At 62.6% G+C, this 15,032-nt stretch carries 14 protein-coding genes; 7 read left to right on the top strand and 7 right to left on the bottom strand.

The genetic code is table 11. The annotated features are described in order from the left end of the window. Window positions 1–14: 14 nt before the first annotated feature. Genes ABIA40_RS05055 through ABIA40_RS05030 form a run of 6 tightly spaced genes read left to right on the top strand, consistent with a single transcriptional unit; the run spans window position 15 to window position 5,836 of the window. Window positions 15–1,934 (top strand): N-acetylneuraminate synthase family protein, encoded by a 1,920-nt coding sequence (locus ABIA40_RS05055; protein ID WP_404539563.1) that lies wholly within the window; start codon window positions 15–17, stop codon window positions 1,932–1,934. Then, window positions 1,934–2,623, top strand: a complete 690-nt coding sequence (locus ABIA40_RS05050; RefSeq protein ID WP_404539561.1) for an acylneuraminate cytidylyltransferase family protein — start codon at window positions 1,934–1,936, stop codon at window positions 2,621–2,623. The genes ABIA40_RS05055 and ABIA40_RS05050 overlap by 1 nt, the downstream gene beginning before the upstream one ends. Further along, complete coding sequence (locus ABIA40_RS05045) at window positions 2,616–3,380, top strand: SDR family oxidoreductase (RefSeq protein WP_404539558.1); 765 nt, start codon at window positions 2,616–2,618, stop codon at window positions 3,378–3,380. The genes ABIA40_RS05050 and ABIA40_RS05045 overlap by 8 nt, the downstream gene beginning before the upstream one ends. Beyond that, a complete protein-coding gene (locus ABIA40_RS05040; protein ID WP_271537342.1) occupies window positions 3,377–4,225 on the top strand; it encodes a sugar phosphate isomerase/epimerase in 849 nt (282 codons plus the stop codon). The genes ABIA40_RS05045 and ABIA40_RS05040 overlap by 4 nt, the downstream gene beginning before the upstream one ends. Next, window positions 4,222–4,983 (top strand): SDR family NAD(P)-dependent oxidoreductase, encoded by a 762-nt coding sequence (locus ABIA40_RS05035; protein WP_271537340.1) that lies wholly within the window; start codon window positions 4,222–4,224, stop codon window positions 4,981–4,983. Before ABIA40_RS05040 ends, ABIA40_RS05035 begins: the two co-directional genes overlap by 4 nt. A gap of 13 nt (window positions 4,984–4,996) precedes the next feature. Next, window positions 4,997–5,836, top strand: coding sequence for an SDR family oxidoreductase (locus ABIA40_RS05030; RefSeq protein ID WP_404539554.1), 840 nt, complete (start codon window positions 4,997–4,999; stop codon window positions 5,834–5,836). 11 nt (window positions 5,837–5,847) lie between these two features. On the opposite strand, the gene ABIA40_RS05025 is transcribed toward ABIA40_RS05030, so the two are convergent. From ABIA40_RS05025 to rfbF, 4 genes are read right to left on the bottom strand one after another with little or no spacing between them, the layout of a single operon-like run. After that, the gene (locus ABIA40_RS05025; RefSeq protein ID WP_404539551.1) at window positions 5,848–6,744 is read right to left on the bottom strand and encodes a hypothetical protein; all 897 of its coding nucleotides are present in this window, start codon (window positions 6,742–6,744) and stop codon (window positions 5,848–5,850) included. A gap of 37 nt (window positions 6,745–6,781) precedes the next feature. Further along, complete coding sequence (locus ABIA40_RS05020; protein WP_271537334.1) at window positions 6,782–8,023, bottom strand: class I SAM-dependent methyltransferase; 1,242 nt, start codon at window positions 8,021–8,023, stop codon at window positions 6,782–6,784. A gap of 25 nt (window positions 8,024–8,048) precedes the next feature. Next, window positions 8,049–9,110, bottom strand: a complete 1,062-nt coding sequence (gene rfbG, locus ABIA40_RS05015; protein ID WP_271537332.1) for a CDP-glucose 4,6-dehydratase — start codon at window positions 9,108–9,110, stop codon at window positions 8,049–8,051. Next, entirely contained in the window at window positions 9,107–9,877 is a 771-nt protein-coding gene (rfbF, locus tag ABIA40_RS05010) for a glucose-1-phosphate cytidylyltransferase (protein WP_271537330.1), read from the bottom strand. Before rfbF ends, rfbG begins: the two co-directional genes overlap by 4 nt. A gap of 238 nt (window positions 9,878–10,115) precedes the next feature. Between rfbF and ABIA40_RS05005 the strand changes: the two genes are divergently transcribed. Next, entirely contained in the window at window positions 10,116–11,057 is a 942-nt protein-coding gene (locus ABIA40_RS05005; RefSeq protein WP_271537329.1) for a glycosyltransferase family 2 protein, read from the top strand. A gap of 32 nt (window positions 11,058–11,089) precedes the next feature. Here the strand turns inward: ABIA40_RS05005 and ABIA40_RS05000 are convergent, their stop codons facing one another. The 3 genes from ABIA40_RS05000 to ABIA40_RS04990 all read right to left on the bottom strand — a co-directional run bounded on the left by ABIA40_RS05000 (window position 11,090) and on the right by ABIA40_RS04990 (window position 14,992). Then, a complete protein-coding gene (locus ABIA40_RS05000) occupies window positions 11,090–12,535 on the bottom strand; it encodes a DUF6056 family protein (RefSeq protein WP_271537327.1) in 1,446 nt (481 codons plus the stop codon). 297 nt (window positions 12,536–12,832) lie between these two features. After that, window positions 12,833–14,035 (bottom strand): hypothetical protein, encoded by a 1,203-nt coding sequence (locus ABIA40_RS04995; RefSeq protein WP_271537325.1) that lies wholly within the window; start codon window positions 14,033–14,035, stop codon window positions 12,833–12,835. An 81-nt stretch (window positions 14,036–14,116) separates the two neighbouring features. Then, window positions 14,117–14,992 (bottom strand): hypothetical protein, encoded by an 876-nt coding sequence (locus ABIA40_RS04990; protein ID WP_271537323.1) that lies wholly within the window; start codon window positions 14,990–14,992, stop codon window positions 14,117–14,119. Window positions 14,993–15,032 lie beyond the last annotated feature (40 nt).

Raw genomic sequence — 15,032 nt, 5'->3', positions numbered from 1 at the left:
AGACGAGAATGTTGATGACATCGCCCAAACAGCCTGCTCCGGTCCGCATCGGCAACCGTCTTCTGGGCGATGGCGAACCCTGCTACGTCATCGCCGAGATCGGCAACAACCATAATGGCGATTTCGACCGCGCCATTGCGCTGGTCGATGCCGCGGTCGCGGCCGGAGCCGATTGCGCCAAATTCCAGATGCGCAAGCTCGACGAGGTCTATCGCGCCTCGAGCCTGTCCGGGAAAGACGACGACCTCGCCGTCGAATATACACTCGATCTTCTGCGCCGCTTCGAGCTCCCGACCGCACAGCAGAAGAAGATCGCCGAGTACTGCGCAGCCAAGGGCATCGAGTACCTCTGCACGCCCTGGGACGCCAAGAGCGTCGCCGTGCTCGAAAGCTTCGGCGTCGAGGCCTACAAGGTCGCCTCGGCCGACCTCACCAACCTGCCGCTGCTCGCCCGCCTCACCGCCACCGGAAAGACGCTGATCGTCTCGACCGGCATGAGCACGACGGACGAGATCAAGGCCGCGGCGAAGTTCCTCGACGACCGCAATGCCAGCTACGTGCTGCTGCATTGCCAGAGCACCTATCCGGCCGCGCTCCACAACATCCATTTGCGTTTCATGGAAACGCTGCGCGAGATCCATCCGGTCGTCGGCTATTCGGGCCACGAGCGGGGCATTGCCGTTTCGACCGCCGCCGTCGCGCTCGGTGCCCTCGTCATCGAACGCCACATCACGCTCGATCGCGAGATGGAAGGTCCGGACCATGCCGCAAGTCTCGAGCCGGAGGAATTCAAGGCGCTCGTCTCCGGCATTCGCGAGGTGGAAGCGGCCCGCGGCGAGAAGCTCGCCGAGCGCGCGCTGAGCCAGGGTGAGCTGATCAACCGCGAAAACCTCGCCAAGAGCCTGGTGGCCGCGCGCGACCTGTCGGCCGGCACCGTCATCTCCGAAAGCGATATCGCGGTGAAGAGCCCGGGACAGGGCCTGTCGCCGCTGAAGATGCCGGCGCTGCTCGGCCGCAAGCTGACGCGAACGATGGCGGCCGACGACTATTTCTTCCAGAGCGACCTCAATGAAGGCGCCGCGAAGGCCCGGCGCTACCGCTTCGACCGCCCCTGGGGCGTGCCGGTGCGTTATCACGATACCGAACGCTTCCTGGAGATCTGCGAGCCCGACATCATCGAATTCCATCTCAGCTACAGCGACATGGAGCGCGATCCGGCGGCCTATCTGTCGGGCACCTATGATCTCGGTTTCGTCGTGCATGCGCCGGAGCTGTTTGCCGGCTCCAAGCTGATGGACCTTGCAACGCCCGACGAGGCGCTGCGGCGCTACTCGCTGGAGCAGACGCAGGCGGTGATCGACATCACCCGCGGCCTGAAGAAGTTCTTCCCCAAGACCAAGCGCCCGCCCATCGTCGCCAATATCGGCGGCTTCACCATGGACGAGCCGCTGCCGCCGGAGGAGAAAGCCGAGCGCTACCGCATCTTTGCGCAGAGCTTGACCGAGCTCGACATGGAGGGTGTCGAGCTGACGCCGCAGACCATGGCGCCATTCCCCTGGCATTTCGGCGGCCAGCGCCACCAGAACATCTTCATCTTCCCGGAGGAATCGGCCGCGTTCTGCGCCAAGCATGGTTTGCGCATGTGCGTCGATATCTCCCACACCAAGCTCGCCGCCAATCATTTCGGCTTCGACTTCGCGCAAGGCCTCGCCCAGCTCGGGCCGCACACCGCGCATCTGCATTTCGGCGACGCCAAGGGCCTCGATGGCGAAGGTCTCCAGATCGGCGAAGGCGAGATCGATTTCGACGAGATCGGACAGGTGCTGCGCAAGCATGCACCGACGGCCTCGTTCATTCCCGAAATATGGCAGGGCCACAAGAACATGGGCGAAGGCTTCTGGACCGCGCTCGAGCGTCTGGAGGGACACATCTGATGGCGCGCAAGACGCTGGCTGTGATCGCCGCGCGCGGCGGCTCCAAGGGCATCCCGCACAAGAACCTGCTCGATCTCTGCGGCAAGCCCCTGATCGCCTGGACGGTCGAACAGGCTCGCACGGCGCGCGGCGTCGACGTGGTGGCGGTCTCGTCGGACAGCGAGGCGATCCTCGCCGCGGCCGAGGCCGCCGGCGCGGTCGGCGTGCGGCGCCCGGACGACATTTCGGGCGACCTCGCCTCCTCCGAATCCGCCTGGCTGCATGCCCTCGATGCGACCGAGGCGCGACTGGGCCGGTTCGAGCGCGTGGTCGCGCTTCAGGCCACATCGCCGATCCGTGAGCCCAGCGACATCGAGAACGCGCTTGGGACCTTCGATCGCGACCATCTCGACAGCCTGCTGTCCGTCTGCGAGGTCGAGGACTACTTCAACTGGCGGATCGGCGCGAACGGCCCGGAGCCGATCAATTACGACTATCGCAACCGCCGCATGCGCCAGCAGATCGAGAAGCGCTACCTCGAGAACGGCTCGTTCTACGTCCTGATCCCATCCCTCCTGCGCGAGCAGAACAATCGTCTCGGCGGCAAGATCGGCTTCCACGTCATGGATCGTCACAAGATGTTCCAGATCGACCGCCCCGAGGACGTCAAGCTTTGCGCCGCCATCATGCGCAGTTACGGCTATGCCTGATCTCAGCGCCTTCTCGCTCGCAGGCAAGATCGCGGTGGTCACCGGCGCCTCGCGCGGCATTGGCGCGGCGATTGCGAGCGGCCTCAAGGATGCCGGAGCCACCGTGTTCGGCCTCAGCCGGTCCGGAATCGCGCCGCAGGGCGTCACCGCCATTGCCTGCGATCTCTCCGACGACAGCGCGATCGAAGGCGCATTCCGCAGCATCGCGGCAAAAGGCGATCGCATCGACGCACTCGTGAATGCCGCAGGCATCAGTCTTCCGGCCGAAGGCGGCGAAAGCGAGCTCGCGCGCTTCCGCGCCACGGTCGCAACCGATCTCACCGGCGTCTACGCCACCATCCTCGCCGCCTATCCGCTCCTGAAGAACGCGGGCTCGGCGGCGATCGTCAACGTCACCAGCATCAATTCTGTGCGCGGCTTCCCCGGCAATCCCGGCTACGTCGCGGCAAAGGCGGGGCTTGCCGGGCTGACGCGCGCACTCGCCGCCGACTACGCACCGGACGGCATCCGCGTCAACGCACTTGCGCCGGGCTACGTCGCGACCGAGATGACCGCGAAGAGCTATGCCGACCCCGTCATGCACGAGGATCGGCGCCGCCACACCATGCTCGGCCGCTGGGGGCAACCCGCCGACATGGTGGGTGCCGCCGTCTTTCTCGCGTCGGAAGCCTCCGCCTATGTGACCGGCCAGGAAATCTTTGTCGACGGCGGCTGGACCGCCAAGGGCCTCGCCATTAGTTCGGATAGCACATCGTGACCGCAACGCTCGACCGCATCGGCTTCATGCAGGGACGCCTGTCGGCCCTGGTCGACGGCAAGATCCAGGCGTTCCCGTGGAACGAATGGCAGGAGGAATTTCCCCGCGCCAAGGCGCTCGGCTTGAGGCGGATGGAATGGACCATCGATCAGGAACGGCTGCGCGAAAATCCGCTGATGACCGAGCCGGGACAACAGGAGATTCTGACGCTGGCACGCGAGAACGGCGTGCGCATCCCGAGCCTGACCGGCGATTGCTTCATGCAGGCGCCGTTCTGGAAGGTCGATGCCGTCGTGCGCGATGCTCTCGTCAACGATCTCGATCTCCTGATTGCCGCCTGCAGCCGCATCGGCATCGCGTTCATCGTGATCCCGCTGGTCGACAACGGCAAGATCGAGCGCGAGAGCGAGAGCGACACACTCAAGCGGGTGCTGATCGCCCGCCGCGAGCAGCTCATAAGACAAAACGTCAAGATCGTCTTCGAGTCCGATCTGCCACCGCGCGACCTCGCCCGCTTCATGGAGGCGTTTCCGGCGGAGGTCTTCGGCATCAACTACGACAGCGGCAACAGCGCCTCGCTGGGCTACGACAGCGCCGAGGAGATCGAGGCCTACGCGCCCCGCATTCTCAACGTCCATGTGAAGGACCGCGTGCGCGGCGGCACCACCGTGCCGCTCGGCACCGGCAACGCTGATCTCGCCAAGACGATCCGGCTGATCGAGCGCTCCGGCTATCGGGGACAATACATCCTGCAAACCGCGCGGGCCGGCGACGGCGATCACGCCGGCGCGCTGGCGACATATCGCGACATGACGGTTCGCTGGATCGAGGATGCCGCGCGATGAAGCTCGAGCTGGATGATCGCGTCGCGCTCGTCACCGGCGCCAGCCGCGGCATCGGGCTCGCAATCGCGACGACGCTCGCCGCGGAAGGCGCCAGGGTCGCGCTGGCGGCCCGCGGCGCAGATGCGCTCGATGCCGCGCGGGCTACGGTCGGCGGCAGCACGTCGGTCCACGTGGCCGATGTCACCGATCCGGCTGCCGCAGCCAGGCTGCTGAACGAGGTCGAACGGCAGTGGGGACGCCTCGACATTCTCGTTTGCAACGTCGGCAGCGGCGCTTCCGTGCCGCCGGGGCAGGAAAATGCGGCGGAATGGTCGCGGGTGATGGACCTCAATCTCTTTGCCGCGACCAACATGATCGAGGCCGCACGGCCGCTGATGGCGCGCGGCAGCGGCGACCGGTCGATCGTCTGTATCTCCTCGATCGCCGGCATGGCGGCGCTGGGCGCGCCCGTCACCTACTATGCCGCGAAGGCGGCGCTGAACGCCACCGTGCGCGGGCTGGCACGCCCGCTGGCGCTCGAGGGCATCCGCATCAATGCGGTCGCGCCCGGCAACATCCTCGCCGCCGATGGCACCTGGGCGCGCAAGCTCGCCGAGAACAGGGCCGCGGTCGAGGACATGCTTGTTCGCGAGGTGGCGCTGCGCCGGCTGGGGAAGCCGGAAGAGGTTGCCGACCTCGTCGCATTCCTCGCCTCGCCGCGCGCGGCGTTCATTACCGGCAGCGTCATGGTCGCCGACGGCGGCCAATTGCGCAGCTGAACAGGAGCTCCCGATGCCAAGCCCGTCCTCGCGCTATGACCTGACCGGCCGCACCGCTCTCGTGACCGGTGCAGGCGGCCTGCTCGGCCGGCAGCATGTCGCCGCGCTCTCCGAAGCCGGCGCGCGCGTCGTCGTCACCGACGTCGGACTTGCGCAGGCCGAAGCCGCAATTGCCGCACTCAAGCAGAATGCGCCGTCTGCCGACCTGATCGCGCTTGCGATCGACGTCACCACACTCGATTCGGTGCGCGCTGCGCACGAGCAGCTTTCCGGCCGCGGCGTCTCCGTCGACATCCTCGTCAACAACGCGGCCATCGATCCCAAGGTGACCTCCGCACCCGGCGTGATGCATTCCTCCCGCTTCGAGGCGTTTCCGGTGCCGCAATGGCAGACCGAGATCGCCGTGGGCCTGACCGGCGCGATGCTGTGCGCTCAGGTGTTCGGCGGTGCAATGGCATCGCGTGGCCGCGGCGTGATCCTCAACATCGCCTCCGATCTCGGCGTGATCGCGCCGGACCAGCGGCTCTATCGCCAACCGCAGGTGACGCGCGAGGAGGAACAGCCGGTGAAGCCGGTGACCTACTCCGTGATCAAGCACGGGTTGATCGGACTGACGAAATATCTGGCGACGTACTGGGCCGATCACGGCGTCCGCGTCAACGCGATCTCGCCGGGCGGGGTCTTCAACAACCAGGATCCGGCCTTCGTCGAGCGACTGACGCGCCTGATCCCGATGGGCCGCATGGCAGATGTCGACGAGTACCGCGCCGCGGTGCAGTTCCTGTGCTCGGATGCCTCGAGCTACATGACCGGGCAGAACCTGGTGATGGACGGAGGAAGGAGCGTCTGGTAGCGGCTCGCACTTCAGGATGCAGATGTTCGGCGGGATACCGCCTCGATCCGAGCCCATAGCGCGATGATCTTGCGCTGACGCTCAGCGTGGTTCGCGTCGGCCGCGCCCAGCGAGCGGCAAAGTTGCGCCAGCACGTCGACCCTGGGATCGCGAACGTTCATCGAGCTCTGCTGGACCGACGAAAACGGATCAGGCTGGTCGACGATCGTCACATCGGTTTTCCCGCGCCGTCCGGCCGCGATGCTAAAGCATGTATGTGGCGCGCGACTGTCGATGCGCAGCGCGAATGACGGCAGGCCTTTGGCAGTGAACACGGCATCCCACGACGATGTCTCGGCGTCTGAAGGTCCCGCGAGCATCGACATCGCCACGTCGTCGTAACCGAGCTCTGCAAGAAGCGCGATCAGATGGATTCCGTAGAAGCGGAGCGCACCGCCGCCACTGGCGTCGAACCGCTTCCAGTTCGTCAGGTTGGCGCGATAGTGATGCGCCATGAAGCTCCAATCCAGCGAGAGGCCATCGGTGTTCTCGCTGAGCACCGCGCGAAGCCGCTCCGCCCACGGCATGAAACGAAAGGTGTAGCCGACGCGGTAGCGCTTGCCGGCGCGCTCGAATGCCTCGACGAACTGCGCCGCAAGCTGCGGTGTCGGCGCAACCGGCTTCTCCAGGATCAGCTCGCGGATGCCAGGCATGTCTGCCAGACGCGCCATCCAGCCAGCCTGATCGGCAGGACGAAGCGCAACCACCGCCCCGCTCGCCTGTGCCAACGCCTCCTCGGTGCCGGGGTACCAAATCACCTCGGGCACATATTGGAGGAGCTCGCTTCGGCCGCCAACTACCGCACGGTAGCGTTCCGGCAGTGCCACCTTCATCCCGCACTCGATCAGCGCAGGCAGATAGCCGTACATCCCGAAACCCGATCCGAGGATCGTGAAAACGGGCGCCTCAGGCATGAAAATCGTCCGCGCTGAGCACGTCGATCACGGGCCCCTTGTATCCGTTGTCCTGCAGATACTGGCGGATCTCGCGTGAGATGTGCCAGGCGAGATTGAGCAGTGGCTTGGCTTGGTCGCCATGCGCGAACAATTCATCGTCGGAGACGATCGGGATGCGCGTGCCCGGCACGTAGTGCCCGATCTTGATCGAGCCCGGCTTCTCGTGGACTGCAACAATCTCCTTTTCGGTCAGTCCCAGCAACTTGACCAGGATCGCCGCGCGGCCCGGAAACGCCTTGGCCCTGACCGGACCATGGGCCGCGATGATCTTCTTCAGCTCTGCGCTCTTGCGTGCCTTCCAGAGTTCGACGTCGCGCGCGAGCTGGGCGAACTCGGCCTGGAAATTGTTCTCGCGCGCAACGATGTCGGCTGCGACGGCATCGCTCTTGGCCGCATGTCCGAGAATGACGCGGATATTGCCGCCATAGCGCGCAGGAAACTCGACGTTGACGATGTCGAGGCCGAGCGATTTTGCGATGAAGCTGAACGATTTGTACGAATAGGTTCGCGGATGCTCGTGGTAGAAGGTGTCGAACTGATGCCGGTCCAGCACCGCTCCGAGATAATGGTTCTCGATCACGATCGCCGTTTCGGGCCCGAGCAGGGTCTTCATCGCCGCAAGCACACCGTTCAGATCCTCGATATGCGCGAAGACGTTGGTGAAGGTGATGATGTCGGGCGTGCCGACCGCGCGGCGGATCTCTGCCGCGGTCTCCGTGCTGAGATAGTTTTGCACCACGTAATGGCCCTTGGCGGCGGAGTCCTGCGCCGCGCCGGTCGGCTCGATGCCGGCTGTTGTCGCACCGGCTTCGCGGAAGAAGTCGAGCAGGCTGCCGTCATTGCAGCCGATGTCGAGCGCGATCTTGCCGGTCAGCGGTCCCATCCGCTCGGCGCAGGTCGCAACGAGGCTCTTCATGCCGGAGAGCACGTCGGCGGTGAAGCGCGAGCGGTAATGATAATCCTTGGGAAACAGATCCTCCTTCGGCACCTGGAAGCGCTGATGGCCGGTGGCGCAGGTCGGGCAGAAATCGATCTGGATCGGGTACTCGCGGCACTGGCGCGAATCGCCGACCGCCACCAGGTCGTCGCACAGGGGATGCAGGCCGAGATCGAGCACCGGCACGAGCTTGTCATTGCCGCAGACCTCGCAACCTCTGATCTCGGTAAGCGGTCTCGTCGACGTGGTGGCCATCATACTCATCCAATTGGAAAGGCGGCTAGTCCCGCTGTGTGTTCATGAAAGCGTCGATTTGGTCAACCATCACCGGCTTGACCGCGGCGCCCTGCTCGAACGCCTTGTACCACGCCACCACAGCGGAGGCGGCGCGATCGAGGCCCCAACGCGGCGCCCAGCCGAGATGAGCCCGCGCTTTGGAACTGTCCAGTGACAGCAGTCGCGCCTCGTGCGGATGCTGTCCCGGCTGCGGCATCTGCTGCGGCGGTACACCCCACAGCAGCGCGAGGCGATCGACCAGCCAGCGCACCGTGCGCACGCTGTCGGCGTCGGGACCGAAATTCCATTCGCTCGAGAAGGCAGCCGGATCGCGCCATAGATGCTCGGCGAGCAGAAGGTAGCCCGACAGCGGCTCGAGCACGTGCTGCCAGGGCCGCACCGCGTCCGGATTGCGGACCGGCACTGGCTGGCCGCTGCGGATCGCGGCGATCACATCGGGGATGAGACGATCCTGCGCCCAGTCCCCGCCCCCGATCACGTTGCCTGCGCGGGCGCTGGCGAAGCCGATCCGGCGAGTTCCACCGAAGAATGAGGACCGGTACGCAGCCGTGACCAGTTCCGCACAGGCCTTGCTGCTGGAATAGGGGTCCTTGCCGCCGAGCGGATCCGTCTCGCGGTAGCCCCAGACCCACTCCCTGTTGTCGTAGCATTTGTCGCTGGTGACGTTGACCACCACGCGCACGCCGGAGCTCCGCACCGCCTCGAAGACGTGCACGGTGCCCATGACGTTGGTCGCGTAGGTCCCGACCGGATCGTCATAGGATGTTCGCACGATCGCCTGCGCCGCCATGTGAAACACGATCTCGGGCTGGAACTGGTCAAACACCGCCTTGACCGCGAGTGGATCGCGGATATCGGCGAAGACCGACACGATGTCCTGCTCAGTCTGCGCCAGATCGAACAGGTTGGGCGTCGTCGACGGCGGCAGCGCCAGACCCGCGACTTCGGCGCCGAGACGCCGTAGCCACACGACCAGCCACCCACCCTTGAAGCCAGTGTGCCCGGTGACGAGAACGCGCTTGCCGCTCCAGAAGCCTGGATTCATTGCCAACGCTTCCAGGGCGCCTGCCCGCTGTCCCAGAGCTGCTCCAGGTGCACCTTGTCCCGCAGGGTGTCCATTGCCTCCCAGAAGCCGGCGTGGCGATAGGCTGCAAGCTGGCCGTCCTGCGACAGGCGCTTGAGCGGCTCCTGCTCCCAGATGGTGGCGTCGTCGCCGAGATAGTCGAAGATCGCCGGCTCCAGCACGAAGAAACCACCGTTGATCCAGCGGCCGTCACCGCGCGGCTTCTCCTCGAAATGGCGGACCACGTCGTCGCCGATATCGAGCGCGCCGAAACGCGCCGGCGGCTGGATCGCGGTGACCGTGGCGTGACGCCCGTGAGCGCGATGAAACTCCCGCAGCGCACCGATATCGACGTCGGCGAGACCATCGCCATAGGTCATGCAAAACGTCTCGTTACCGACGTAGTCCCTGATGCGCTTGAGGCGGCCGCCGGTCATGGTGTTGAGACCGGTATCGACCAGAGTCACCTTCCAGTGCTCGGCGAACTTGTTGTGCACTTCCATCGAATTGTTGGCGAGGTCGAACGTCACGTCCGCCATATGCAGGAAGTAGTTCGCGAAATATTCCTTGATGACGTAGGACTTGTAGCCGCAGCAGATGACGAATTCGTCGATACCGTGCGACGAGAAGATCTTCATGATGTGCCAGAGGATCGGCTTGCCACCGATCTCGATCATGGGTTTCGGCTTGACGTGGCTCTCTTCGGTGATGCGAGTCCCGAAGCCACCTGCCAGAATCACGGCCTTCATGCTCATACCCGTCCAGCAGAAAACGTCACATCAGAACGATTAGCCCAGTCTTGTCAACAAGATCAAACCGCCCCGCCCCGTTTCCCGGAACGGTTGAAGTTGCCGACTTACCTGCTAAAGAAACGATTGAAGGATGGCAACCCCACCACCGGTGCGCCAGTCCTCTCGGGCGGTTCGCCGGCTGCCTGATTCCCACGCGGGGAAGTGGCCCCCGCTCGACGGACGTCCTGGAGGATTGATGCGAAAGAAGATCAGCCTTGTGACGCCCTGCTACAACGAGGAGACCGGAATTCGGGAATGCTACGCGGCGGTCAAGGAAATCTTCGACCGCGAGCTCCCGGGTTATGAGCGCGAGCACATCTTCTGCGACAACGCCTCGAGCGACCGGACGGTGGAGATTCTCAAGGAGATCGCAGCGGCCGATCCCTCGGTGAAGGTCATCGTGAATGCCCGGAACTTCGGCGTTTTGAGGAACACCTACAACGGCGTGCTTGCCTCGACAGGCGATGCCACCGTGCTGTTCATGCCCGCGGATTTGCAGGACCCGCCATCGCTGATCCCGACTTTCGTGAAGCACTGGGAGCAAGGCTACGAGATCGTGTTCGGCATCCGGGCCCGGCGCGAGGAGCCTTTCCTGAGCCGGACCGCGCGGCATCTCTACTACAAGATGATCAGCCGCATGTCGTATGTCGACTATCCGGCCGACGTCGGCGACTATCAGCTCGTCGACCGCAAGGTGCTGGACGCCATGAAGCAATTCGAAGACGTCCAGCCCTTCATGCGGATGATGCCGTTCGAATGCGGCTTTCGCTCGATCGGCGTGCCCTACACCTGGCTGGCGCGCAAGCACGGCATCTCGCGCAACCGGCTGTCGAGCCTGATCGACCAGGGGCTGCTCGGCGCCATCAGCTTCTCGACCGTGCCGCTACGTACTGCGTTTTTCTTCGGACTGATCATCTCGTCGCTGAGCTTCGCCTATGCGTTCGTCGTGTTCCTGCTCAAGATAGCCGGCTTCGACATCGGTCCGCACGGCATCCCCACGATCATCATCGGCCTGTTCTTCTTCGGGGGCGTGCAGCTGTTTTTCCTCGGCGTGCTCGGCGAATACATCGTGGCGATCTTCAATCAGGTCCGGCGACGGCCGATCGTGGTCGAGCGCGAGCGGATCAATTTCGATTGAACGCGCCCAGCTCTCGCTGGACGCATCAACAATCACTCCGGAACCACGCTTTTTATCTGATATGCCCGAGCGATACAGTCGTTTGGAAGACGGTCGGGATCACGCCCCAAATCCTGACTTACCAGTAGCTCCGGGCGAACCGTCCAGCCGGGCAGCACAAGGTCAGATCCTCCTGCGGATAACAGGAGATGCTCGCGGTGCAAGCTCTGTGTGCGGAAAGCATCTAAGAGAGGCCACTCGGCACGCATCAGCTTGAAGGCGCTTCCGTTGAGAATCGGCACCGTGAGCAGCGCGCACGCTATTGCTGTACCGACAGTACCGAGTCTTAAGTTGCTGACAAATGCCGTGATTGCAGAAAAAGCACAAGCAAACCCCACGATCAGCACGATGATCACTTCGTTGTTCGCTCTTGGGGGCAAGCGATCCGCTGTCGCATAGTACGCAACGAAGTGCGCCAAGTACGCACAACCAAAAAGCACGATTACCAATCCACCGGACAAGACTGCCAGCTTCTTTGTATTACCCTGTTTGGCTTTGAACGGAGCCAAACAAAGGCTAGCGGCAAGGGACCAGGGTATCGCGATAAAGAACGCTCGTATCCAATCCGCGCGCGATGGCCTGACGGCATATTTCAGCGCCTCCACCAAGTTCCCACTGCCCGGAAACAGGCCCATTCGTGTCGAATTCGCGGGCGCCAACAGAAGAATGGCAAATCCCGCCAGCGTGGCCGTCAACAATACGATATGCGCAGCTAACTGCGGTCGTGGATGGCCCGAAAATCGCCTGAATAAGAAAGAGCTACCGACGATCCCCACCAGCCAAAGAGGTGTAAATTCGTTGCACATCGCCGAAAGAAACGAAATCGCGGCAAGGCTGCTTACTCCCAGGCGCGAGAGCTCGCGGCCATCCGCAGCGCTGGTATATAGCTCCGCCAGAATGATCGCTACGAACGCCGCCGGGACCGCATAACACGCAGTCCCAGGTAACCAGTAGAGCAGTTCGCGAGGATCCTGCGAGTTGGCCCAGATCGTCGCGACTAGACCGAGGGACAGGAAGATCAGTCGACTGACCGGAGCGCCGCGGCACAACCGAGCTGTAACCCAAACCATGGAGCCTGCGAAAAACAGTGCGAAGGCAAGAAGCACTCCGGGATATGCTGCAACGAAATGTTGGGCGGAGCCGCCGGTAACGATTCCCGGCACTGCGATCAAGGCCAGTGGGACAACTCTACCGACGAGACTATGATAAAAGATGATCATCATCTTCAATAGGCCGTCGTCCCTGTAACGATAGAACCAGCAGAAGTCGTCGGACTCAGGGAAGGCATAAGGGGCAACAAGCAAGAACTTCGAAATCACATAGATTGGGACCGCGGCCGCGACGGCAAACAAGATGATGAACAAAAGTTCTGTCGTAAAAGGCTTGGATTTGTCCCCAGACTTCAGTCCCTCTTGGCTAGTAGTAACAATGTGATCCATTCTAAGAACTTTCATTCGGCAATGTTCGCCGCAACGTGTTTGGCCCCACAGGTCATTCTCTTCCGATGCGATGAGAGAAGACCGCCGAGAAGATCGACGCACGAATGCGTGGGCCTAGTGGTCAGGATATTGTTCGCAACCCCACTTAGCTTCGCCCGTGTAACGCCGCCCGCGTTCCCCTAGTCATGTGTTAGAATTTACCATACGGCGTCAGAGCGGCGCAACCAATGATCGAAACACCGAGCAACTGTCTAAGTCCGATGTAGGTGACCTGCCATCATCCAACCGGTCCACACTTCAGCCGGCGCTGAGCTTTTCTCTTTTTTCGCTTGCCAAGAGATTTCCGAGCGCCTCACTGCTAACGAACGCGAGCGCACCGAGCGCGGGAATGATCAGCCGAACTTCGGAGAAATCGGCAATTAGGAACACGATTCCTACATGGATCAGGGCCGGTGGGATGACAGCGGCCATCGTCCGGGTGATCGCGCGTGTTTTCAAGATGACAATCGCGAGCACCGGGCAGGCAATGGCGACCGCAATCTTCATGGTCAAAAGATTGCCTTTGAGCTTGGTAAAGTAGTCGCCACGCGCAATCAGGAATGAGCTGAAGTTCGCGTCAGGATGCATCCACAGCAGAATTTTTGGCACCGCCAGAGAGATGCCGACCAGCACTGCAAAAGCGAACCATTCCTTCGCAGTAGGCCAACGCCGCTCGAAGGCCGCGAGACTGACCAATACGAAGGCCGATGCGAATACGACGTCCGTCCGAGCAAAACTGATGATAAGCCCCGATATGATGGCGGCGGGGTAACGCTGAGATACCAGCAGAAACAGCTGCCAGAACAACCCACCTGCAATGAATACGGGCCCCATGCGCCCCGGATAGATGGCGATCTGCGTGTAGAACGCGAAGGTGAACAGGCAGAGCCAAGTCGAGATCGGCGAGAGCAGAAGGGTCGCCAGCGCAAACACCCCGAGGAACGATAAGGAGTCGAACATATAGTTGATCGCGATATGCGTGCGGTAAGTCGATCCTTGCAGGCGATCGTCGCCGAGAACCTGAACGTAGGTTTCCACGACCTTCGATATCAGCGGACGGATAATGCCTTCAACGAGCTCTCCATGGGCAAACGCCCGCTCGTGATCAAGGCTGTGCTGCATCTGCTCACGCAGCAAATTGGCCTCGTGAGCTGTGATTGACGCGGCCAGACAACAGCTGACGAGCAGTCCCAAGGCGACTGGACCGCGAAAATTCCTCCGAAACTTGAAGAGTAGTGGCAGCGGCGCCAGCGCGACGAGCACATAGAATGTTATGCTAGCAGCCCGCAACACATCGGGAAAAGTTACTCCAAGCTTCCGCAGCACCCAGGGAACGCGGTATCTGTCGACACTTCCAATCCACCACCACGTGTCGGAAAGCTCGAGCCACCACCAACCAACAACCAAGAGATTGGAGATGATCCAGAACACCATTACAAGAGTGAGCGATGGCGCCTTCATGCCGTCGCCGAGATCTAAGAGCCGCCCGTGAGGACCGGGCGATGACGTTATTGATCCATCTTGTGACAATCGATCGCTCAACTAGTGCTGGAGGATCCCGGCGAGATTCATGTGGGCGGGGCGCGAGTGCTCGATGCCCAGCAGCGTCCGCCGATTGTCGTTCGTGCGCTGCAGGTGCAGGCTGGCGAGCGTGACCCCGGCGCAGGTGGTGACTGTGCTTCCGCGACCGCTGAACGGCTTGAGGAAGTCGAACACACGAGGGCCGAACATATCCACGACCGACGTCTCGCGCGCCCCGAGCGGCGGGATCTCGCCGAAGTCCGCCTCGAGCTCCTCGCCGTCCTCGCGGATCAGCCTCGTCGTCGGCCGTGCCGGATGGGCATATTCGGGATCGGAAGAGTGATTGATTAGCAGCACACTGCTGACGATGTCGCTGGTCGCAATGATCTTCGGATTGATGCCGGTGAAGCCGACATGCGCCTTGAGCCGGCCCTCGTTCAAGGGCCGGGCAAACGCGCCGGTGCGGTAGATCGCGACGTTGTCCTGGTCGACATAGGTCATGGAATAGCTGGCAGGCGAGGATCGGAAGCCGTCCATTCGTCCGCGCGACATCACGGCGATGACCAGATAATCGTCCTGTGGCAGCTTGAGCGAGGCGAAAAGACGCGACAGCTCGATCTCGACGGACGCACCCGGCGCGTAATCCCGAGGGAACTCGTAAGTTGCCCGGTACTCGCCATTGCGCGAAAGAATGTGCAGCTTGAACCTCAGCTTCTTGGTGAAGCCCGATGCGACCAGGCTGGCGAGCTCGGGGACAAGATCCTTGAACGTTTCGCGAAAATTCTTGCGCAGGCTGCCGGCGACGAGGCTACGCAGATACCTGATGTCGATCGGACGATACCAGACAGGAATCGAGAAACCCATGCGCGATTCGACGCCGGCAAACGTCGGGAACATGAATCTGGGCTCGTAGGGCTTCCAGGGACGGGATGGGAAA

Source organism: Bradyrhizobium sp. USDA 223, from assembly GCF_044909005.1.
GTDB classification, from domain to species: Bacteria; Pseudomonadota; Alphaproteobacteria; order Rhizobiales; family Xanthobacteraceae; genus Bradyrhizobium; species Bradyrhizobium yuanmingense.
Note: the sequence above shows the minus strand (reverse complement) of the source record. Positions and strands in the feature narration are given on the sequence as shown.